A 20,909-nucleotide genomic window follows, 5' to 3' on the forward strand; every position below is an offset into this window, starting at 1 on the left:
CGAGCACACGAACAGGGAAAAGACACATGGCATTTATCAACAAGACAGGCGCAGCTGTTATGGGGCTGTCGCTGGCACTGGCCAGCGGGACGGCACTTGCCGACAGCACGGTTTCGCTTTGGATCCTCGAAACGACCGATATTCACACGCATCTGGTCAATTACGATTATTATCGCGACGGTGCATCTGACACGGTTGGTTTGGCAAAGGTTGCCACACTCCTTAAAACCGCACGCGGCGAAGCAGAAAACGTTGTCTTTGTCGATAATGGTGATCTTATTCAAGGTAACCCGCTTGGCGATTATATGGCCAAGGAACGCGGACTGGAAAAAGGCGAAACCCATCCCGTCTATAAGGCGATGAACCTTTTGGGCTATGACGCGGCCAATATCGGCAACCATGAATTCAACTATGGTCTGGAATTTCTCGACAATTCGATTGCCGGGGCGAATTTCCCCTATGTCAGTGCCAATGTCTTTGTCGATGACGGTGATGGCAATGCCGAAAACGATCAGCCGTATTTCCAGCCTTATGTGATCCTGGATCGTGAATTTGTTGATGATGCCGGCAAATCCCACAAGGCAAAGGTCGGCGTGATCGGCTTTGTCCCACCGCAAATCATGCAATGGGACAAGGCCAATCTTGAAGGCAAAGTGATTTCCAAGGACATGGTCGAGATGGCCGAAAAATACGTCCCGGAAATGCGCGAAAAAGGTGCGGATATCGTCATCGCCGTCCCGCATTCCGGGCTTTCGACCATGGAACGTCATGGTATGGAAGAAAACGCCACCTATTACCTGTCCAAGGTGGATGGCATTGATGCGATCCTGTTTGGTCATGCCCATACGGTATTTCCGTCTGACGCGTTTTCCGACCTTGAAGGTGTCGACCTTGCCAAAGGCACGATTAACGGCGTTGCTGCGGTCATGCCGGGATTCTGGGGCAGTCATCTTGGCGTGATTGACCTGACGTTGAATGTATCGGATGCCGGTGAATGGAAAGTGGTCGACAGTCTGTCGGATGCCCGCCCGATCTATCAGCGCGAAGGCCGCACGGTCACCCCGTTGGTCGAAGCGGACCCGGATATCATCGCGGCAGTCAAAGACGAGCACGAAGCAACCATTGCCTATATGCGTGAAGGTGTCGGCACCACGTCTGCACCGATCAACAGTTTCTTCGCGCTGGTGGCCGATGATCCATCAATCCAGATCGTGACCAATGCCCAGAAATGGTATCTGGAAAAAATCCTGAACGGTTCGGAATATGACGGTATCCCGATCCTGTCGGCGGGTGCGCCGTTCAAGGCGGGTGGTCGCGGTGGCCCGGATTACTTCACCGATATCCCCGAAGGCAAGATTGCGCTGAAAAACGTTGCCGATCTGTACATCTATCCCAACACGGTACGTGCGGTATTGCTTGATGGTGATCAGGTACGTGAATGGCTTGAAATGTCCGCCGGGCAGTTCAATCAGATTGACCCGAACAGTCGGGAAGAGCAGGCCCTGATCAATCCGGATTTCCCGACCTACAATTATGATGTGATTGATGGCGTGACCTATCAGATCGATGTCACCAAGGCCGCACGTTATAACAAGGCGGGCGAAGTGGTGAACGGCGACAGTCACCGTATCATCAATCTGGCATTTGATGGCAAGCCGGTAACCGCGGACCAGCAATTCATTGTCGCGACCAATAACTATCGTGCTGCTGGTGGGGGTAACTTCCCGGGTCTGGATGGATCAACCATCATTGTCGAGGCCCCCGATGAAAACCGGACGGTTCTTGGAAACTATATCCTGAGCGAAAAGGAAATTGATCCAAAGGCCGATGGCAACTGGACCTTTGCCTCGATCGGGGATGCGTCGAATGTCAGCTTCGTGACCAGCCCCAAGGCATCCGGTGCGGCCAATGCGCCAAACAATATCAGCTTCGTTGGCGAAGATCAGGATGGCTTTGCCAAATATGTCCTGCAAAGCGAATAAGCAGGGTTGAGCAGCCCGGATAGGAAAAAAGCCGCCCCTTATAAAAAGGGCGGCTTTTTTTGATCTGTATCTGCAAGGTTCAATGAGCCATCGCAGAGAAAGCTTATTTCTTGGTTGGCGCTTGCGGACCTTTGTGGCCGGGGCCACCCTGCTGTCCGGGAGGATTATCCTCACGCGGGCTTTTGCCGTTCAGGTAAGCCTGTGTGCAATGTTCAAGACAGTAAGGTTTGCTCGGAACGATTTTCTTGCCACAGAAGTGGAAGTCATCGTGGTCCGGATCACCAAACGGCCAACGGCACATACCAACGCCAAGGTCATAGATCGTGATGCCCTTGGCCGGCTGTTTAGGTGCCGGTGCTTTCTTCTGTTCAGCTTCCTCAGCACGACGCTGAATCGGGGAAGGGCGCTTAGGCAGGCCAAGGCGGTGTGCCTTGCCAACGACGGCATTTTTGCCAACGCCCAGTTCTTCACCGATACGTGCCGTAGTCCAGCCCTGATTCCAGAGCGAGGTCAGCAATTCAATCTTTTCCGGCGTCCAGCTCATTTCGAGTATATTCCGTGTTCCGTTGCCCGCCGATGGCATTTCACCAAAGGCAGTTGCTTATTGTCCGATGTCAAACAGGGATACAGAGGTATCCGCTAATATCACGTAACGCAAGGGTCTTGGAGATTCGCATCCTGACCAGCCTGCGCGAACAGCGCAATTTGCATGTTGAAGCAGCAATGTAAAGAGAGGATCGCAAATTGGTCTGGTTTTTCATCTCGGTGGCGGTTTTTCTGGGCGCACATATTGTTCCGGGCCTTCTGCGCGAGAAAATTGTCAAACGGATCGGATACCAGGGATATGTCATTGGTTTTTCTATCCTTTCCACGATCTTGTTTGGGTGGGTTATTTACGAAGTACTGAACGCGGAGTCGTTTGTGCTGTGGGACTATCAACCATGGCAGGCAAAGCTTCTCGTTATTATCATGTTGCCCACCTGTATTTTGTGGGCCTGCGCCATTCTTCAACCTTGTCCCTTGTCGATTGGGCGTAAAACCGGCTTTGACCCGGAACGTCCGGGGGTTAACCGTTTCTGCCGTCATCCGCTGTTATTGGGGGTTTTCCTGTGGGGGATGGGGCATGTGATTGCCAATGGGGACCTTGTAGCTCTGCTGTTTTTTGGCGGCAGTGCAATTTTTGCCCTGATTGGCTTTTCCCGGATGGAAAAATTGCGCCTGCGCGACATTCCCCAAAGCCAACATCAAGCCATTTTATCAGGGACTCGGCGGTTTTCCCCGTCTGGGCTGCTTAAAGGGGCGATTGGACTTCGCGATATTGTTGTCGGGGTGCTTGCCTATGGTGTCATTCTGATCGGACATGGGCATGTCATTGGGGTTAATCCGCTTGAGATGGCCGGTTGGTAAAACATCGTATGAGCGCGATACTTGCCAGTCCGGGTTTTGAAAGGGATACTGGTGGTCTTGGTGTATCGCCAAGACATACATCGCTGACTTGCTCCACCCGACCCGGTTTGCCATGCGTTGTGGCGAACGGACATTCAAAGCGAGGCGTTATGACATCACCCCAACTCGCGACCAATCTTGCCAAGTTTGCCGAAATGGAAGGACGTCACCCGCGTTTGCTTTTGGCAACCGCATCCTCGGACGAGGAGCGGTATCATAAGCAGGTTGCAACCCTGTTTGCCGATGGCGGATTTGATGTCGATGTCGCACCCCAACATTCCGATGCCCAATCCATTGCCCGACAGGTGATTGATTGTGATGCAGACATGCTGGTTCTGGTCCGGACATCATTAACGTCAACAGATCGCGTGCATGTGGCGGATCTGATTTCCGCACTGGATGCACTGGACGCGGAATATGTGAAGTTCGGCATTGTCGGTCATGCTGATGATCCGGCCAGCAGCAATGTTGATTTTGTCTGTGATCTTGAACATCTGCAAACAAGCGATTGCGAGGCCCTGATAGATTACATTCTGGCGGTTGAAGAAGGCCGTGTCGCACAACATATTTGAATCATTGCAAAATCCCGTGGCGATACGGGGCAATGATTTAGAAACCCTTTATGTGCATAATGGTTGCACCCGATGTGGGACGTTTAATCAAAGGACGGGTTGATGGGATTGCTCAAGGAAACGCTGATGCGCGTCTTTGTCGGCAAGAAGGGCAGGGATGCCATTCGCGCCTATAATGATGCACAATCCCTTCAGGTGCGTGACGGGATGACGGCGGAGCAAACCGCAACACAGGCCCGTCAGGCCCGCCGGATCGAAGACCGTGCCCTTGCCCATCAAGATGAGGGCATGTCGGTTGAAGAGGCCCGTGCACTGGCCTTGGCCGAAACCCTGACGGAACAGAACGAAGCCCCGCATACGGAAATTCTAAAGGCGCTGAATGCGGCGGATGCCAAGCTTGGCAAAAAGAAAAGTGCCGTTCCGACAGCCGCAGACGAACGCCGTCAGGAATTGATTGCCGAGGCGGTCAAGGCACTGCGCAACAAACAAAGCGATCTGGATAAACTTGATCCGGACCTGCGCGCCAAGCTGACCGTGATGGCAGTCGGCGCACTTATGGGTGGACCCAATACTCCCCGCCAGTGATTGGCTCAATCTTCTTCTTGGACGTACCCAAAATGACAAAGCACCTTACCCGCGGGTTTGGTGCTTTTGTTTTATTTGCGGGAAATGGTCGGATTAACAATTGCTTGGGCGATGAAGTCCGGCAACGAGTTCGCAATAACTTGGTTCGTTATCGGCTGTGAGATGCCCGTGGCGGATCAAGAAATCGATGACGACCAGCGCACAGTTGAACTTGAATGCAAAGCCGGACTGAACGATTTGTGCAACCTCTGCCAGGGGCAATAACTCAAACCGATCCACTTCACCATCCGCGCAATGGGGAATGAAGTCTTCTGGCAATTCCAGATCAAAATTAATCATCACATCGGGTTTAAGGCCTTCATCCGTCTCATAAAGATATGACACAGCACCAATCGGCAGAACGTTTTGCGAAAGGTGTTCGGGAATGCCGGCTTCTTCGGCGCATTCTTTAATCATATTCTGGCGAAAACCAAGTCCGGTTGGTTGACCGCCCGCGACCATATTATCAAGCATGCCGGGATAGGTCGGCTTGTCCTTGGCGCGATGGGCAACCCACATATGAATACCATCGGGTTTGCGCACAAAACCGTTCATATGCACCCCCCATGACCGGCAGCCGAAATAGGGCATGGCAAATCGGTCAAGCTGGCATAACGGCGCATCCGCAAGACAATTGCGAATGTCGAACTTCTCGCCGTGCAGGCGCTTGATCAGGCCTTGATCGCGTAATGACGCAACCGCAGTGGCAAGGGCCTGATTACGGTGCTCCAGGGTCGTGATATGCGCAGCAAAGCCATATTCACCGTTCTTGTCGCGGACAAAGTCCGGCCCAAGCGCAATCAGGGCTGTGGCGAACTCCGGTCGCACGGCGCTGACCGCGTGGTCATCGATCCGAAAACGAGCATAGCGAGACAGATTGGCATTGTTGCAAGCTTTGATGTGGTCAAGATAGGCCAATTCGTCACTCCTGTCGGGACGCGGTCTAAGTGAACGCCACGCCCCAATCAGATTACGCGCTAAGTGCAGAATTTGAATAGCCTTTTTCAGATGTCAGGACCGTATTCACATGAACAACCTGACGCAGGCAACGCGCGATATGTTCGGCGACTTTGGTTTCAAGTTGTTGCACTTGAATGTCGATTTGCAATTCTGCAAAGCCACGATTGCCTTCCGCAACCGTTGAATGCCAGCTTGCCGGAACAAGATTACGTTTGGCAAACAGCTCAAGAACGCGGGGCATAACGTCCGGTTCTGCAGCGGCATGTACAGAAAAACAATATACGGATTTGGTTGATTGTGCGTCAGCTTGGGACGCAGCAAAAGCATGATTGGTCATGACTGTGCTCACAGATTTTCAGGGCATCAAATAGGCGAACTGGTACGTCCCGGTGTCCTTAGACAACCGGGCTTATAATTCGCGTAATGATGGCAACGAAAATACGGTGATGTGTCATGGAGCTATTTTATACGAAAACTTTTCAGAACCGTCTGGTTCGAAATTTCAGACAAGAGAAGAAAGCGGTAACTGGATCAAAGGACCAGTAGCGATGCGATCAGGGCCAAAATGGTACCGGCAAACAGGATTTCCATCGAACGGGCAATCTGCTGCTCACGGGCAACGGCGATAGCAACGGCTTTGCGCTTATTCATCATATTCTCTCCGTCTTATGACAGGTAGCTCTCTGGTGCCCGAAAAGGCACATCCCAAATATAGGCAGGCAAAAGGGTGGGATACAAGGCTTCAGATCCAAAAAACGTCAAAAAACTTTCAACTACGTGGAAAAAGTATCTTTTTTAATGCCGAATTTGTCACAAATGCCGATCTGCCTCTTGGCGCGGATCACCGAAGCGATAAATTCGCTCGGGCTAGGACTAGACCTTTTCAAAGCCGGAGCCCCGATTCGTTGCATTTGGCCCGGTTTGCGGTTCTGCTGCCGGTGGGTGAACCACATGTTGATATTCGCTGATGGGCAGGGGATAGCCGTATTTGTACCCTTGGACCGAGTTACAGGCATGATTGGTCAGGAAGGCGGCCTGTTCATCTGTTTCAACCCCTTCTGCAATGACATCAAGCGACAGGTCGCGACTAAGATTAATCACCGCACGGATGATGGCGCAGGCCTGTTCATTGGCGACCACCTTATTGACAAAGGACTGGTCAATTTTGATGCGGTCTACCGGGAAGTTTTGCAAGGTTGCCAGCGATGAATATCCGGTGCCGAAATCATCCATGGCGATGCGCACGCCCAATTTCTTGATGTCAGAAAGTATCTTCATCGACCGGGCGGGGTTATGAATAAGTGCGGTTTCGGTGACTTCCAGCTCAAGGCGCTTTGGATCAAGGCCGGTTTCAACAAGAATGCTTGCAACCACTTCGGGCAGTTCATGTTTTTGCAATTGAACGGCTGAAAGATTGACCCCGATGCCAAGTGGTTTGTCCCAGCTTGCCGCTTCATAGCAGGCCGTGCGCAAGACCCATTCCCCGATGGGAACAATCAGATCGGTTTCCTCGGCAATGGGAATAAACCGGCCGGGCGGGATCGATCCCATCTCTGGATCGGTCCAGCGTAGCAGGGCTTCGAACGCATAAATTTCCTGGTTATCGGCATGGCATTGCGGCTGATAATAAAGTTCGAGTTGGCCGTTATCCATTGCCTTGCGCAGGTTGGACGCCAATTGCCGCTTGAACCGGTATTCTTCATCCATTTCGGATGAATAAAACACCATGTCATTGCCACCCGATTGCTTGACCCGATACATCGCAAGGTCGGCATGGAACAGAACGCTTTCTGCATCCTCGCCATCATTCGGATAATGGGCAACACCAATACTTGCCGATAGTTTGGCGCGGTTTTCTTCATTGATGAAAATCGGAATGGCCACACTATCAAGGATTTTCTGGGCAATATCCTGCGCGTGGACATTGGCCTGCTTCAAATCAGTTCTGTTTTGATGATGCAAAAGAACAACAAACTCATCGCCGCCGACACGGGCAATGGTAACGTCGTCACTTAACAGTTTGCCAAGTCGTTTGCCCAATTCACGCAAGGCATGGTCACCTGCGATATGGCCAAAGCTGTCATTCAGTTCCTTGAAATGATCAAAATCGAGGCACATGACCGTGACCGGAATACCGGTTTCATCGGATTCTGCCAATGCTTCGCCAAGACGATCATTGAATGTCGTGCGGTTCAACAACTGGGTCAAAGAATCATGTTCGGCCAAGAACCGAATGTGCTTTTCCGCCGCATAGCGTTCGCGCAAATCGCGCAGGCCGTAAATCACCGTATCATCTGAAATCTCGTCAGCGGGAATTTCGCGACGAATGACCTCTACAGGAAGGCCGTCTTCCTCATCATCCAGACACAGCAGGGTTTCAACATAGTGGATATCGCCGTTCCGAAAGGCTTGCGGCGTATCGGGAAGCCAGGTCGCCAAAAAGTCCTGATCCATCACTTCGTGTTGCTTGGCCCCTGAAAGTTTCAGGAAGCTGTCATTGGTATCAATAATCTTGCCGTGTTGAGTCAGGACAAGGGCCTCAATCGCAGAATCGCCAAGAATACGCATACGGTTGCTGACATGATCGCGCAATTGGCGATCAACCATGGCGGTGACAAAACCAATGGCAATCATCAGGACCGCAACAACCGCAACACCAACGGCAAGATAGGTTTGAGAAATAAGTTGGGGCGGAACAGGGACGGTCGGATCGGGTGTTATGATCAGTGCGCCCATCGCACTGAAATGCATTGTTGCAACGGCAATTGTCAGATTGGCCTTGCCCCAAAGCTTTTGGCGCATGGTGCGCGCCGAACCAGCCAGCCAAAGCGAAACAATTCCGAAAACGGCACCCAGCAAGATTGACGCGATGACAATATCCATATGCCAGCTAATGACGCCCGGAACGCTCATTGCCGACATGCCGGTGAAATGCATCGCCGAAATGCCAAGTCCAACCACAAGCCCGCCGACAAGACGCGACAGCAACAAATGCGGACCGGCGAGCGAGGCGATGGCAAAACCAACGGTGGTTGCCGCGATGGCAATCAGAAGGGAAATGGCGGTCAGAACTGGCTCATAGCCAACCGGCAAAACAGGGTCATAAGACAGCATCGCAATGAAATGCGTTGCCCAAATTGCGCTGCCCGTGACAACACCGGTTAGAAACAGCCACGCGAACCTTTGTTGCAGGCGCCCCATGCAGGCCCGTGCGTACAGATTAAAGGCGGTGTGAATACCGCCCAAGCAGATCATTACAGCAACTAAAACCAGTACGATATCGTGCTGATTGGTCAAACAATCATATATTCTGTACATTTTTGCGTCGATATTTCGTGCTGTTTTCAACAAAATCAAGGGATAGCGCGGGTTTCTGACGTGATTCTAGTTCGTATGGAATATAGAAGGCAAACTTATTTGAGGTGACGTGCAAAAGCACATCCGACCGACACAATCACCAGTAGATAGGCTTGCCTGTCTATGCGGTTTCTCGGAGCGAACTTCAAAGCCCGAACTGGTCAAAATAATATGGGTATGAAAAGCTCGATTGTCATCCGTCACCGGATTGTCAGATCGCTTTTGCCAATTTGACGGGGGGCTTTTCCGCCACGGGTAAAAGTAACTTCACCATGATACATGCCTGCGGGCCAAACATCACCCGGGCGATCCATATTGATAAAGAACCATTTTGCCCGTGGTCCCTGATCGTTGGGCAGATCAATGACAAAGTCACGATGCCCGCCTTTGCCGGTCGGGGTTTGCAGGCTCATGCGGATGACATCACCATCATTTGCGCCAATCAGATAGGCCCAGAAATAAAGTCCCGGTGCCGTATTTGGCAATTCGGGCTCTTTGCCATATCCGCGCTTAAGATCCGATGCGTTCGGACGTGCCATCGAAAAGCCGTGCCCGTAAAGCGTAATGTCATTATAGGTCAGTTGCGCGCGCGCACTTGATGACCACAAAACCGCATTATCCACACTGCAATCGCCTTGGTTGCTTGCCCCCATGGCCGAACCGCTGAAGGGATCAACAAGTTGATCATCCTTGCGCAGATTGAAATGCAGATGCGGGAAGGTTGCCTGACCGGACATGCCAATCTCGGCAATCAATTGACCACGGCTGACACGGTCACCTTTTTTAAGTGCGATGGATCCGCGACGCAGATGGCAATACTGGCTCTGCCAGCCGTCATCATGGTCAATCAGAATACCGTTGCCGCATTCAATGCCTTCAAGGTTGCCTTTGTCCAGGCGGCCAGAATCAATATCTTCAACGCCTTCGCGCAGGGCCGCGACCGTGCCACCGGCAATCGCACGCACCGATATGCCTTCAAGCATCGTGGCTTCATCGGGAACGGAAAAATCCGTGCCGCGATGCCCGTCATAGGTGGTGGTGCCACAGGCGAAATCACGAATTTCAGGACCGGCATCATGATCGACATAATGCACAATGTCGCAAACACCGTTCAGGCAATCGACCGGAAGATCAAACGGGGGACCATCGGCCTGCGCCATGCCGCCAAAGGACAGGGTTGCGAACACGCTGAGGGCAAATGTCCGTAAACGTCCTGATGGATGTGGCATGCGGCCTCCTTGGTCGAAATCAAATGACAGGAAAGGTGTGTTTCACCCTGAATTCCTAACTATCTAACATAATGGTGATGTATCCGCGACGAGCAAGATATTGTTTGAACGTATGATTATCCGCTATCAGTTCAATCGGGCAGGGTGATCAAACACCAAAAGTATCGCGCGTTTTTGATATTCCGATCAGCACAGGACCGGTTCAATGGATCAAAGTGGTTTACTTCGACTAAGCATCTTTGCCGCCATTTTGGCGGTTATGGCGCTTTGGGAAGCCATCGCCCCTTACCGGCCCAAGGAAGTTGTCCGCCGTCCCATGCGGTGGTTGACCAATTTCGGGATTCTGTTGATCAGTGCGGCCGTGGCGCGCTTTACCGTCGGGGCAGCGATGATCGCAACCGCCATCTGGGCAAAGCAAAACGGGTTTGGGGCGATTAATCTGGTCGGACTGCCTGCCATTCTTGGCGGACTGATCACGATCATTGTTCTGGATTGCGTGATTTATTGGCAGCATCGCCTGACCCATATGGTGCCGCTGCTTTGGCGCTTTCACCGGGTGCACCATTGCGATACCGAATTTGATGTGTCGACCGCGGTTCGGTTTCACCCCTTCGAAATCGTTGCATCCGCGCTTTATAAGTCATTCTTCGTTTTGCTGATTGGCGCTGATCCGTGGGCGGTGGTGATTTATGAAAGCATGCTCAGCGGCTTTGCCCTGTTTAACCATGGCAATGTGCATCTGCCCAAGGCGCTTGACCGTACTTTGCGGTTCCTCATCGTCACCCCGGATATGCACCGGGTCCATCATTCAAGTGTGATGGGCGAAACCAACAGCAATTATGGAAATATCCTCTCAGTTTGGGATCGCCTGTTCGTCAGCTATGTCGACCATACACAGAACAATGATCACGATATGCAAATCGGGCTGGAAGAATTCCGCGATAAAAACAGCCAAAGCCTGCTTGGCATTTTATGGCTGCCATTTCGCCAGCCGTAATCAGAAGCCGTAATCAAGGTGATACCACCCCGCGCACGGCAAGAGCCGATGCCACGAGCGACCGGCGACCATCGGGCTTTCCACCCAGATAGGCACGTCTGGTCGCCTGTTGAATTTCATGGGCAAGGTCGGCCGGTTGATTGGCGTAAAACACCCGGATCAAACTATGTGCCCCCATCAATGCTTGCCAGTAATCATCGAAATCAATGAAGTCCATTCGAACAGCGATGGTTGTGGTATCGACCGCTTCCAGTCCGGCTTCCGACCATAAATCAAACAATGCATCTTCGTTCTGATAGGGCACATCAAAAACCTGTGCGCGCAAGTCTTCGCCGTCCGCTCCGGCGACAATGGCGGCAACATCCAGAAACAGCCGGATAAAGGTCAACCCGCCAACACGATCCCACACCGTTGCGGCAATCGTACCATTGGCACGGGTTACACGGACCATTTCCCCCACCGCACCAGCAGGCCCGTCCAGATCATTGAGCAACAATTGGGAAAAGGCCGTATCAAAGCTGTCATCGGCAAAGGGCAATGCCGATGCATCGCCCGTTTCGAACCGCACATTGGGGGCGGAACTGCGCAGCGCATCTGTCAGGTAATCGGGTATCAAATCAATGCCGACAATATCTGCCTTGGGATAGCGGGTGGCCGCGGCAAGTGTCAGGCTGCCTGTGCCGCAACCAACATCAACCAAAGAACCGCAAGACGGGGCAGCAACATAATCAAGGAAGCTGCGTGACAAACGGCGGCTCCATCGGCCCATCGCAATTTCATAGGTGTCAGCGATTGTCGCATTCATCTGGCAGGGTTTCCTTGATCCTGTGGCCGTCAAACTGGCCTTTTTCATATTTTTCAGGTCTTTTGACCTGTTTGCCAAGTCATTGATATGTCGTTGATTTCATCAATTTCAAGCCTGTGTATTGCGCCTATTCGACGAAATAGGGATTGCTCAATTTGAAATTTGCGCAATAAAATTACAATTGCTGCGATGCAAAATTAACCATAAGCGCGAAAATGCGTTGGTCGACCCTGACCATGACAGGCAAGGAAATTCTAAGAAATGAGTGAGATGAATGGACTGAAAGGACTGTATTTCGAAGATCTTGAAATCGGTCTATCGGCAAGCTACGGCAAGACAGTAACCGAAACAGACATTGTGATGTTTGCCGGGTTGTCCGGGGATACCAACCCGGTACACCTTAATCAGGACTATGCCGAAACCACGATGTTCGAAGGCCGGATTGCCCATGGCATGCTGTCGGCCGGTTTCATTTCCACCGTTTTGGGCACCCGTTTACCCGGTCCGGGGACGATCTATCTTTCGCAGAACCTGCAATTCAAGGCACCTGTACGTATTGGCGATACCGTAACGGCCAAGGTGGTTGTTCGCGAACTGACCCCGGTCAAAAAACGCGCCATCCTTGAAACCAATTGCTATGTCGGGGATCGCTGCGTGATTTCGGGCGAAGCAATGGTGATGGTGCCATCACGCGGCTGATCGATTGCTGATCGCACATATCGGTGGGGCAGCCATGCATGGCGTTGCGTGCTTTTTTAATGGAAAAGTCTTTACGCTTTGGGCCTGCGCCCTTTATAGCTGCGTGCTGGATTTGCCGACGAGCTGTCGGCTGACATGGACCCAAGCAGCAAAGAGAGACCGGCGCGAATGCGCGTTTTCCGTTCTTTTGAAAACCTGACCGATGATGCGCGTGGCGCCGTTGTGGCGATCGGCAATTTTGACGGTTTGCATCTGGGGCATCAAACGCTTCTGGATCAGGCACGTAAAATTGCCCGCGATCTTGGGGTGCCGCTTGCGATCCTGACGTTTGAACCGCATCCACGCATGCTGTTTCGTGCCGACGATCCGCCCTTTCGCCTGACCTCTGCCCAAGACCGTGAAACGGCAGCACTCAGCATTGATATCGACCTTTTCTATCAGGCCGATTTCAACCGCGATTTTGCCGCCATGACCGCCGAAGAATTTATCGAGCGTGTTTTGGTCAAAGGCCTTGGCGCCAAACATGTTGTTGTTGGCTGGGATTTTTGTTTTGGCAAAGGCCGGGCAGGGAATGTCGATCTTTTGCGTGCCCTTGGTGAGAAATCCGGTTTTGGCGTAACGGCGGTCGAGGCCGTTACCCATGATAACGGGATCATTTATTCATCAACCGCCATTCGTCAGGCCTTGCGTGATGGTCGCCCACAGGATGCCGCCCACCTTCTCGGGCGCCCGTGGGAAATTGCCGGAACGATTGCCCATGGTGATGCACGTGGGCGGACAATCGGTTTTCCAACCGCCAATGTTGCCCTGGGGGATCATTTACGTCCGAAATTTGGTGTTTATGCCATCGAGCTGGGCCTGATTTCCGAAGCGGATGGTGAAACTGTTGAATGCTGGGTGCGCGGAGTCGCCAATATTGGTGTCCGGCCAAGCTTCGGCGGCGATGATGAAGCCGGGCTTGAAGCCCATCTGTTTGACTTTGATCAGGACATCTATGATCGCCGGGTTCGCGTGCGTTTGCACGGCTTTATCCGCGGCGAACAGAAGTTCGACGGGCTTGATGCATTAAAGGCGCAGATCGCCTCCGATGTCATTGCTGCCAAAGAGATTCTCGGCAAGATTTGAATTTATCGACGAACCCGCTATGATCCGCGCGCCTTTTTGGGGTTACGCCAAGATCAGGTGGTATCACCGGGGCTCGCCCTTAATTAATTTGTTCAAGACCACAGGACCGTCACGATGAGTGTCGAATACAAGAAAACCGTTATCCTGCCCCAAACCGATTTCCCGATGCGGGCGGGTTTGCCAAAGATGGAGCCAACCCTGCTTGAGCAGTGGAAAACCGAGGATCTCTACGGCAAAATTCGCGGTATTTCGGCAGATCGTGAAATGTTTGTTCTCCATGATGGCCCGCCCTATGCCAACGGCCATCTGCATATTGGTCATGCGCTGAACAAAATCCTCAAGGACGTCATCACCCGTTCCCAGCAGATGCTGGGTAAGAACGCTGTTTACGTTCCGGGTTGGGATTGCCACGGCCTTCCGATTGAATGGAAGATCGAAGAGCAATACCGTGCCAAAGGCAAAAACAAGGACGATGTTCCAATCGCTGAATTCCGTAAGGAATGCCGCGAGTTCGCCCAGAAATGGCTTGATATCCAGCGTGAAGAATTCAAACGTCTTGGCGTGATGGGCGACTGGGACAATCCCTATGTCACCATGGATTTCAAGGCGGAAGCCTCTATTGCCCGTGAACTTGGCAAGTTCCTGATGAACGGTTCGCTCTATATGGGCTCCAAACCGGTCATGTGGTCCGTGGTTGAAAAGACCGCCCTTGCAGAAGCCGAAGTCGAATATCACGACCATACGTCCAAAACGATCTTTGTGCGTTTCCCGGTGACTGAAACCAAGGTTGATGTCCTGAAAGACGCAACCATCGTCATCTGGACCACGACCCCTTGGACCATTCCGGGCAACCGTGCAATTTCCTATGGCGACGATATCGAATATGCGGTGATCGAAGTCACCGAAACCGCCGAAGAAGCATGGGCCACCGTCGGCGAGAAGATGGCGGTCTGTACCGACCTTCTCGAAGATATGTGTAAAAACGGCCGGGTCACCGGACATAAAGTTGTTGGCACTTTTAAAGGGTCTGACCTTGAAGGCACGCTTTCTGCCCACCCGCTGCGTGGTCAGGGGTATGATTTTGATGTACCGCTTCTGGCGGCTGACTATGTCACGACCGAAACCGGTACCGGCTTTGTCCATACCGCACCAACCCACGGCCCGGACGATTACCAGACCGGTTTGAAATATGGTCTGGAAATTCCCGAAATGGTCGATGGCGATGGTGCCTATTACCCGACCGTGCCGCTGTTTGCCGGCAAACGTATTTATGATGAGAACGGCAAAGAAGCCGATGCCAACGAAGCAGTCATCGCCAAACTGATCGAAGTTGGCGCCTTGCTGTCGCGTGGCCGGTTGAAGCACTCCTATCCGTGCTCGTGGCGATCAAAGGCACCGGTTATTTATCGCACTACCCCGCAGTGGTTCATTTCCATGCAGGATAATGACCTGCGTGAAAAGGCGCTTAAGGCCATTGATGAAACCCGTTTCGTCCCGGAAGCAGGCCGTAACCGTCTGCATTCCATGATCGCTAACCGTCCTGACTGGTGCGTATCGCGCCAGCGCGCATGGGGTGTGCCGATCACGGTGTTTATCGATAAAAATACCCGTCAGCCGCTCCGCGATCAGGAAGTTCTGGACCGCGTCTATGAAGCCTTCTGCGAAGAAGGCGCAGACGCATGGTTCGTACGCGATGCGCAGTATTTCCTTGGTGACAAATATGACGCCAATGATTTCGAACAGGTAACAGACGTTCTTGACGTCTGGTTTGATTCCGGATCCACCCATGCCTTCGTTCTTGAAGAACGTCAGGACCTGAAATGGCCGGCTGATCTCTATCTTGAAGGATCCGATCAGCATCGCGGCTGGTTCCACAGCTCCCTTCTTGAATCCTGTGGCACACGCGGCCGTGCTCCGTATGAAGCCGTCCTGACCCATGGCTTTGTCCTTGATGGCAATGGCCGTAAAATGTCCAAGTCGCTTGGCAATGTGATTGCGCCAAATGACATCGTCGACAAACTGGGTGCCGATATCCTGCGTTTGTGGGTGGTCAGCTCGGACTATCATGATGATCTGCGCATCAGCCATGAAATCATTCAGCGCCATTCCGATATCTATCGCCGTTTGCGCAACACGCTGCGTTTCCTGCTTGGCAACCTTGCCGATTTCAGTGACGAAGAAAAACTTGCCGATGACGCGCTTCCTGAACTGGAACGCTGGGTTTTGCATCGTCTCAGCAATCTTGACGATGTTGTGCGCAAGACAACGGCCGATTTCGACTTCCACAGCATGTTTATCGAACTGCACAACTTCTGTGCGCTTGATATGTCGGCCTTCTATCTTGATATCCGCAAGGATGCGCTCTATTGCGACGCGCCAAGCAGCCTGCGCCGCCGTGCCGCACGTACTGTGATGGACCGGGTATTTGATAGCCTTGTGCGCTGGTTGGCACCGGTTCTGTGCTTTACTGCCGATGAAGCTTGGCGTGCCCGCTATGGTGCAGACAGCTCGGTTCATTCGGAAACCTTCAATACGGTTTCCGATGGCTGGAAAGATGATGTTCTTGCTGCCAAATGGGCGAAAATCCGCAAGCTGCGCCGTGTTGTGACGGGGGCACTTGAACTTGAACGTGCGGAAAAACGCATCGGCGCAAGTCTGGATGCCGCCCCAAAGGTCTATGCAGCAGCAGAATATGTCGAAGCGCTTAACGGCCTTAATCTTGCCGAAATCGCCATTACATCTGACATCGAACTGATCACGGGCGATGCACCGGAAGGTGCCTATACCCTTGATGATGTTGCAGGTGTTGGCGTTGTGCCGGGATTGGCAGATGGCGAGAAATGCGAACGTTGCTGGCAGACATTGCCGGAAGTCGGCAGTCACGCAGCACACAAGACCATCTGTAACCGTTGCGCAGATGCTGTTGATGAAATGGGAATTACTGCAACCGAATAAACCGGATGTGGTTTCGGGATCGGCCTGCCCTCGGGCGGGCCGGATGCCGGCAAGTCAGAAAGAGTATTGATGAAACATCGTGCCTTTGTCTTTGGTCTGGTCATCATTGCGATTGTGTTTGGTGCCGACCAGTGGACCAAAACGCTTGCCATTGATGGCCTGTCCAATCCATTTCGTGTGATTGAAGTCACGTCGTTCATGAATTTTGTGCTGGCGTGGAATCCGGGTGTTTCGTTCGGTTTGTTCCAGGGCCAGGCACCTTGGATCATGATTGCGGTTACCGCCGTGATCACGATTGGCTTTGGGGTCTGGATGTGGCGAACCCGTGACGGGTTGCTCAGGATCGCACTGGCATTGATTGTTGGCGGGGCGATTGGTAACCTTGTTGACCGGTTGCGCCACGGGGCTGTGACCGACTTCATTGATCTGCATATTGCCGGATATCACTGGCCGGTATTCAATATTGCCGATAGTGCGATTACGGTTGGGGCGGCGCTGCTCTTGATCGATTCTCTTTTTGGCGGTAAAAAATCTACCAGATGAATTTGGGCCGGGGTACTCTCTCCCGGTTCTGGAGTGGTAAAGAGGCATAAAATGGCCCGGAAACAAACGACCAATCTTTTGAAAATTGTGGTGCTTGGCGGACTTGCGCTGGGCGTTTCCGGTTGTGAATCAACACGTGAAACCTTTGGCCTGAACAAACAGGCCCCGGATGAATTCCAGGTCGTGTCACGCGCACCGCTCAGCTTGCCGCCTGATTTCACCATGCGTGTTCCAGAACCCGGTGCGCCGCGTCCTCAGACCGGATCGACCACCGATCAGGCCCGCCGCATTCTGGTTGGCGATGACCCGAACGCGGTCAAACGCGATATTACCGAAGGAACGCGCAGCAAAGGTCAGGTTGCCTTGCTGTCGCAATCGGGCGCGCAATATGCCGATCCGCAAATTCGCAATACCGTTGATCGTGAAACCTCGATCTTCATCAATGAAAGCAAAAGCGTCGTTGATGATCTGCTGTTCTGGCAGGAAAAGCAGGACGTGAATTCGGTTGTTGATCCAACGGCTGAAGCAAAGCGTATCCGTGATCAGCAGGCCCTTGGTGACAGCGTTTCGGGCGGTGGGGAAACCCCCGTGATCGAACGCAAACAGAAAGGTTGGCTGGAAGATATCTTCTAGGCGAACCGTCTGGCGTTATGGAACGCACACCAGTTTAAAGACATCAGACAAGGGCGCGGAAATTCCGCGCCCTTGTTCTGTCATATTCGGTTCTTAAGAAATTCCTGTGCGATGTCAAAAGACGCCGGTGTGGCAAGGACATCAAAGCAAGCAACCATGCCTGATTTGGAATGGGATGACGTAATGAGAATTCCTGGACTTTCCGTTTTGTCGATGCGCGACCGTGCCGTTGCCGCCTTGTTGGCGACCGTCATGCTGTCATTGATCCCCAACCTGTCCCATGCGGCTGTTTTCAGCCCGCAGACAGCAACCCTGGATAACGGCATGCAGGTCGTGCTGGTGGAAAACCACCGGGCACCGGTCGTGTCACATATGGTCTGGTACAAGGTGGGCTCGGCCGATGAAGCACAGGGTGTTTCGGGCATTGCCCATTTTCTTGAACATCTGATGTTCAAGGGGACGAACGATGTTGCACCGGGCGAGTTTTCCAAGATCGTTGCGCGCAATGGCGGCAATGATAACGCGTTTACCAGCTGGGACTATACCGGTTACTTCCAGAACATCGCAGCTGATCGGCTTGATCTTGTGATGAAGATGGAAGCCGACAGGATGACCAATCTTGAACTGTCCGACGAAGTTGTTCTGCCCGAACGTGACGTGATCATTGAAGAACGTCGATCCCGGATCGACAATAATCCGGGTGCGCTTTTGGGCGAACAGATGCGGGCATCGCTTTATATGGCCCATCCTTATGGTCGTTCGATCATTGGCTGGCTGAACGAAATGGAACAGCTTTCGACCGAAGACGCGCTCGATTTCTATCGCAAATGGTATGCGCCCAATAACGCCATTCTGGTTGTTGCCGGTGATATCACGATGGATGAATTGATGCCCTTGGCCGAAAAATATTACGGCGTCATTCCGCGCGGTGATGTTCTTACCCGCAATCGGGTCAAAGAACCGGTTCAGCACGCCCCGCGTAAGGTCACCATGCATGATCCGCGTGTTGGACAGGCATCGATGTCGCGCTATTATCTTGCCCCGTCCTATCACAGCGAAAATGCCGCGGACGCCGTCCCGCTTGACGTGCTGAGCGAGATCATTGGATCAGGCACCACCAGCCGGTTGTTTAAATCCTTGGTCGTTGATCAGTCGATCGCATCAAGTGTCGGAACGTTCTACGATCCCGTCACGGTCGATCTGGCAAGCTTCGGCGTCTATGCGGTGCCGCGCGATGATGTCGAACTGGCCGATCTTGAAAAGGCGGTCGATGCCCAGATTGACGATATCATTGCCAATGGCGTGACCGAGGATGAATTGGCCCGCGCCAAGCAAAAGCTGCTTGATAGTGCGGTCTTTGCCCGTGATTCCCTATCGGCTGGCGCACGCGTTTTGGGTAAATCCCTTGCGGTTGGCTTAACGGTCGAACAGGTCGAAAGCTGGCCAGACCGGGTAACTGCTGTCACGGTCGATCAGGTCAACGAAGCCGCCAAGCGCGTCTTTAATGACAAGCAATCGGTCACCGGTTGGCTGATGCCGCCCAAAGACGGGCCTGTCTCGGGAAGCGGTCCGGCTTTGCCAATTGATACCGGCGCAGGAGTACATTGATATGAACCATCTTGTAAAACATATCGCCGGGATTGCCGTTGCTTCCTTTGCCACCGTGGGTTTGATCAATTCAGCCCAAGCCGTCGAAGTACAGGAAGTCATCTCGGATGGTGGTATTCGGGCATGGTTGATCGAAGATCATATGAACCCGCTTATGACCATGGACATTGCCTTTACCGGTGCCGGTGCGGCAACCGATCCTGATGGCAAGCTTGGTCTTGCCAATATGGTATCGGGCCTGATCGACGAAGGTGCTGGCGAAATGGACAGCCAGGCCTTCCGTAGTGAAATGGAAAACAGATCAATCAGCCTGTCCTTTGATGCCGGACGCGATGACTTTTCCGGATCGCTGACGACCCTTACCCGTGAACGCGATACCGCGATTGATCTTTTGCGCTTGGCATTGTCAGAACCGCGTTTTGATGACGAGGCAATTGAACGCATCAGATCACAGATCGTCTCGGGCCTTAAACGGGCGGAAAACGATCCGGGCGATATCGCCAGCCGGACCTTCTTTAAGTCGATCTTTGGTGATCATCCTTATGCCCGACCGGTTTCAGGCACCTTTGAAACGGTCGCTGGCTTAAATGCCAATGATTTTCGAAGCTTCACCCGCAACGCCTTTGCCAAAGACAATCTGATTGTCGGTGTTGCAGGCGATATTTCGGCCAAAGAACTCGGTCCCTTGTTGGATGAAGCATTTGGAAGCCTGCCAGACAAAAGCGAGCTTCCAGCGATTGCCGACATCACACCGACATTCGGTGCCATTGATGTGGTCGAACAAGACATTCCACAAAGTCAGGCGATCTGGGGCCAGAAAGGTATTAAACGCACGGATCCTGATTTCTATGCCGCCTATGTGATGAATTACATCTTGGGCGGCGGCGGATTCTCATCACGCCTGACCGAAGAAGTCCGTGAAAAGCGTGGTCTTGCTTATGGCGTCTATAGCTACCTTGCCGATCTTGATCATGCCGAAATGATGATGGGTGGCGTTGCGACCCGCAATGACGCGATTGGTCAAAGCCTGTCACTGATCAGTACTGAATGGACAAAGATGAAGGAGACGGGCGTATCAAAGGATGAACTCGATAACGCCAAATCCTATCTGACCGGGGCGTTTCCGTTGCGCTTTACCAGTCTAGGCAATTTGTCTGGCATGCTGGTCGGGATGCAAAAAGAAGACCTTGGTATGGACTTCCTTGATCGTCGCAACAGTCTGGTTGACGCGGTCACGCTTGAGGATGTCAATCGGGTGGCGTCTGATCTGATGGACCCGGCCAATGTCACGGTGACAGTGGTTGGCAAGCCTGAAGGTGATCTGGCCTTTTAAGCGGGCTTTTGATCCAATCGGATTTAAATCTTCCAAAGCGC

At 52.6% G+C, this 20,909-nt stretch carries 18 protein-coding genes; 12 read left to right on the forward strand and 6 right to left on the reverse strand.

Annotated elements, in window-relative coordinates; translation table 11 throughout:
• The first annotated feature begins 26 nt into the window (after positions 1 to 26).
• Entirely contained in the window at positions 27 to 1,982 is a 1,956-nt protein-coding gene (locus RIC05_RS09555; protein WP_350046885.1) for a bifunctional 2',3'-cyclic-nucleotide 2'-phosphodiesterase/3'-nucleotidase, read from the forward strand.
• Positions 1,983 to 2,085: 103 nt separating this feature from the next.
• Here RIC05_RS09555 and RIC05_RS09560 read toward each other — a convergent pair whose 3' ends face one another.
• Positions 2,086 to 2,526 (reverse strand): GcrA family cell cycle regulator, encoded by a 441-nt coding sequence (locus tag RIC05_RS09560; RefSeq protein ID WP_350041999.1) that lies wholly within the window; start codon positions 2,524 to 2,526, stop codon positions 2,086 to 2,088.
• Positions 2,527 to 2,726: 200 nt separating this feature from the next.
• On the opposite strand from RIC05_RS09560, the gene RIC05_RS09565 reads away from it, so the two are divergent.
• The 3 genes from RIC05_RS09565 (at position 2,727) to RIC05_RS09575 (ending at position 4,585) form a co-directional block, all read left to right on the forward strand.
• On the forward strand, positions 2,727 to 3,389 hold the full coding sequence (locus tag RIC05_RS09565; RefSeq protein ID WP_350046886.1) for an NnrU family protein: 663 nt from the start codon (positions 2,727 to 2,729) through the stop codon (positions 3,387 to 3,389).
• 149 nt (positions 3,390 to 3,538) lie between these two features.
• A complete protein-coding gene (locus RIC05_RS09570) occupies positions 3,539 to 4,000 on the forward strand; it encodes a cobalamin B12-binding domain-containing protein (RefSeq protein ID WP_350041997.1) in 462 nt (153 codons plus the stop codon).
• 102 nt (positions 4,001 to 4,102) lie between these two features.
• The gene (locus RIC05_RS09575; protein WP_350041996.1) at positions 4,103 to 4,585 is read left to right on the forward strand and encodes a hypothetical protein; all 483 of its coding nucleotides are present in this window, start codon (positions 4,103 to 4,105) and stop codon (positions 4,583 to 4,585) included.
• A gap of 93 nt (positions 4,586 to 4,678) precedes the next feature.
• On the opposite strand, the gene RIC05_RS09580 is transcribed toward RIC05_RS09575, so the two are convergent.
• The 4 genes from RIC05_RS09580 to RIC05_RS09595 all read right to left on the reverse strand — a co-directional run bounded on the left by RIC05_RS09580 (position 4,679) and on the right by RIC05_RS09595 (position 10,170).
• A complete protein-coding gene (locus tag RIC05_RS09580) occupies positions 4,679 to 5,542 on the reverse strand; it encodes an NUDIX hydrolase (protein ID WP_350046887.1) in 864 nt (287 codons plus the stop codon).
• Between the two features lie 52 nt (positions 5,543 to 5,594).
• The gene (locus tag RIC05_RS09585) at positions 5,595 to 5,921 is read right to left on the reverse strand and encodes an ACT-like domain-containing protein (protein WP_350041994.1); all 327 of its coding nucleotides are present in this window, start codon (positions 5,919 to 5,921) and stop codon (positions 5,595 to 5,597) included.
• A 536-nt stretch (positions 5,922 to 6,457) separates the two neighbouring features.
• Positions 6,458 to 8,881, reverse strand: coding sequence for an EAL domain-containing protein (locus RIC05_RS09590; RefSeq protein WP_350046888.1), 2,424 nt, complete (start codon positions 8,879 to 8,881; stop codon positions 6,458 to 6,460).
• Positions 8,882 to 9,141: 260 nt separating this feature from the next.
• On the reverse strand, positions 9,142 to 10,170 hold the full coding sequence (locus tag RIC05_RS09595; RefSeq protein ID WP_350046889.1) for a M23 family metallopeptidase: 1,029 nt from the start codon (positions 10,168 to 10,170) through the stop codon (positions 9,142 to 9,144).
• A gap of 205 nt (positions 10,171 to 10,375) precedes the next feature.
• Here RIC05_RS09595 and RIC05_RS09600 point away from each other — a divergent pair, with 205 nt between their 5' ends.
• Positions 10,376 to 11,167: a sterol desaturase family protein gene (locus RIC05_RS09600; protein ID WP_350046890.1), complete on the forward strand. Its 792-nt coding sequence runs from the start codon at positions 10,376 to 10,378 to the stop codon at positions 11,165 to 11,167.
• A gap of 13 nt (positions 11,168 to 11,180) precedes the next feature.
• On the opposite strand, the gene RIC05_RS09605 is transcribed toward RIC05_RS09600, so the two are convergent.
• The gene (locus tag RIC05_RS09605; RefSeq protein WP_350046891.1) at positions 11,181 to 11,972 is read right to left on the reverse strand and encodes a class I SAM-dependent methyltransferase; all 792 of its coding nucleotides are present in this window, start codon (positions 11,970 to 11,972) and stop codon (positions 11,181 to 11,183) included.
• 261 nt (positions 11,973 to 12,233) lie between these two features.
• On the opposite strand from RIC05_RS09605, the gene RIC05_RS09610 reads away from it, so the two are divergent.
• From RIC05_RS09610 to RIC05_RS09640, 7 genes are all read left to right on the forward strand, one after another.
• Positions 12,234 to 12,671, forward strand: a complete 438-nt coding sequence (locus RIC05_RS09610) for a MaoC family dehydratase (protein WP_502989546.1) — start codon at positions 12,234 to 12,236, stop codon at positions 12,669 to 12,671.
• A gap of 168 nt (positions 12,672 to 12,839) precedes the next feature.
• Complete coding sequence (locus RIC05_RS09615; RefSeq protein ID WP_350046892.1) at positions 12,840 to 13,796, forward strand: bifunctional riboflavin kinase/FAD synthetase; 957 nt, start codon at positions 12,840 to 12,842, stop codon at positions 13,794 to 13,796.
• Between the two features lie 114 nt (positions 13,797 to 13,910).
• Positions 13,911 to 16,751 (forward strand): isoleucine--tRNA ligase, encoded by a 2,841-nt coding sequence (gene ileS, locus RIC05_RS09620; protein WP_350046893.1) that lies wholly within the window; start codon positions 13,911 to 13,913, stop codon positions 16,749 to 16,751.
• A gap of 69 nt (positions 16,752 to 16,820) precedes the next feature.
• Positions 16,821 to 17,294, forward strand: a complete 474-nt coding sequence (lspA, locus tag RIC05_RS09625) for a signal peptidase II (RefSeq protein WP_350046894.1) — start codon at positions 16,821 to 16,823, stop codon at positions 17,292 to 17,294.
• Positions 17,295 to 17,345: 51 nt separating this feature from the next.
• Positions 17,346 to 17,927, forward strand: a complete 582-nt coding sequence (locus RIC05_RS09630; RefSeq protein ID WP_350046895.1) for a DUF3035 domain-containing protein — start codon at positions 17,346 to 17,348, stop codon at positions 17,925 to 17,927.
• 183 nt (positions 17,928 to 18,110) lie between these two features.
• Positions 18,111 to 19,535 carry a M16 family metallopeptidase gene (locus tag RIC05_RS09635; RefSeq protein WP_350046896.1) on the forward strand — a complete coding sequence of 475 codons (1,425 nt, stop codon included), beginning with the start codon at positions 18,111 to 18,113 and terminating at the stop codon, positions 19,533 to 19,535.
• A gap of 1 nt (position 19,536) precedes the next feature.
• Entirely contained in the window at positions 19,537 to 20,868 is a 1,332-nt protein-coding gene (locus tag RIC05_RS09640) for a M16 family metallopeptidase (RefSeq protein ID WP_350046897.1), read from the forward strand.
• Positions 20,869 to 20,909 lie beyond the last annotated feature (41 nt).

Origin of the sequence: Thalassospira sp. (assembly GCF_040218635.1) — a bacterium.
Taxonomy (GTDB): domain Bacteria; phylum Pseudomonadota; class Alphaproteobacteria; order Rhodospirillales; family Thalassospiraceae; genus Thalassospira.

What these genes read in the sequence shown, in the direction of transcription:
- RIC05_RS09570 (WP_350041997.1), top strand. Translation starts at nt 3,539, where the DNA reads ATGACATCACCCCAACTCGCGACCAATCTTGCCAAGTTTGCCGAAATG.
- RIC05_RS09595 (WP_350046889.1), bottom strand. Translation starts at nt 10,170, where the DNA reads ATGCCACATCCATCAGGACGTTTACGGACATTTGCCCTCAGCGTGTTC.
- RIC05_RS09610 (WP_502989546.1), top strand. Translation starts at nt 12,234, where the DNA reads ATGAGTGAGATGAATGGACTGAAAGGACTGTATTTCGAAGATCTTGAA.
- RIC05_RS09640 (WP_350046897.1), top strand. Translation starts at nt 19,537, where the DNA reads ATGAACCATCTTGTAAAACATATCGCCGGGATTGCCGTTGCTTCCTTT.
- RIC05_RS09575 (WP_350041996.1), top strand. Translation starts at nt 4,103, where the DNA reads ATGGGATTGCTCAAGGAAACGCTGATGCGCGTCTTTGTCGGCAAGAAG.
- lspA (WP_350046894.1), top strand. Translation starts at nt 16,821, where the DNA reads ATGAAACATCGTGCCTTTGTCTTTGGTCTGGTCATCATTGCGATTGTG.
- RIC05_RS09560 (WP_350041999.1), bottom strand. Translation starts at nt 2,526, where the DNA reads ATGAGCTGGACGCCGGAAAAGATTGAATTGCTGACCTCGCTCTGGAAT.
- ileS (WP_350046893.1), top strand. Translation starts at nt 13,911, where the DNA reads ATGAGTGTCGAATACAAGAAAACCGTTATCCTGCCCCAAACCGATTTC.
- RIC05_RS09585 (WP_350041994.1), bottom strand. Translation starts at nt 5,921, where the DNA reads ATGACCAATCATGCTTTTGCTGCGTCCCAAGCTGACGCACAATCAACC.
- RIC05_RS09635 (WP_350046896.1), top strand. Translation starts at nt 18,111, where the DNA reads ATGAGAATTCCTGGACTTTCCGTTTTGTCGATGCGCGACCGTGCCGTT.
- RIC05_RS09600 (WP_350046890.1), top strand. Translation starts at nt 10,376, where the DNA reads ATGGATCAAAGTGGTTTACTTCGACTAAGCATCTTTGCCGCCATTTTG.
- RIC05_RS09605 (WP_350046891.1), bottom strand. Translation starts at nt 11,972, where the DNA reads ATGAATGCGACAATCGCTGACACCTATGAAATTGCGATGGGCCGATGG.
- RIC05_RS09615 (WP_350046892.1), top strand. Translation starts at nt 12,840, where the DNA reads ATGCGCGTTTTCCGTTCTTTTGAAAACCTGACCGATGATGCGCGTGGC.
- RIC05_RS09630 (WP_350046895.1), top strand. Translation starts at nt 17,346, where the DNA reads ATGGCCCGGAAACAAACGACCAATCTTTTGAAAATTGTGGTGCTTGGC.
- RIC05_RS09555 (WP_350046885.1), top strand. Translation starts at nt 27, where the DNA reads ATGGCATTTATCAACAAGACAGGCGCAGCTGTTATGGGGCTGTCGCTG.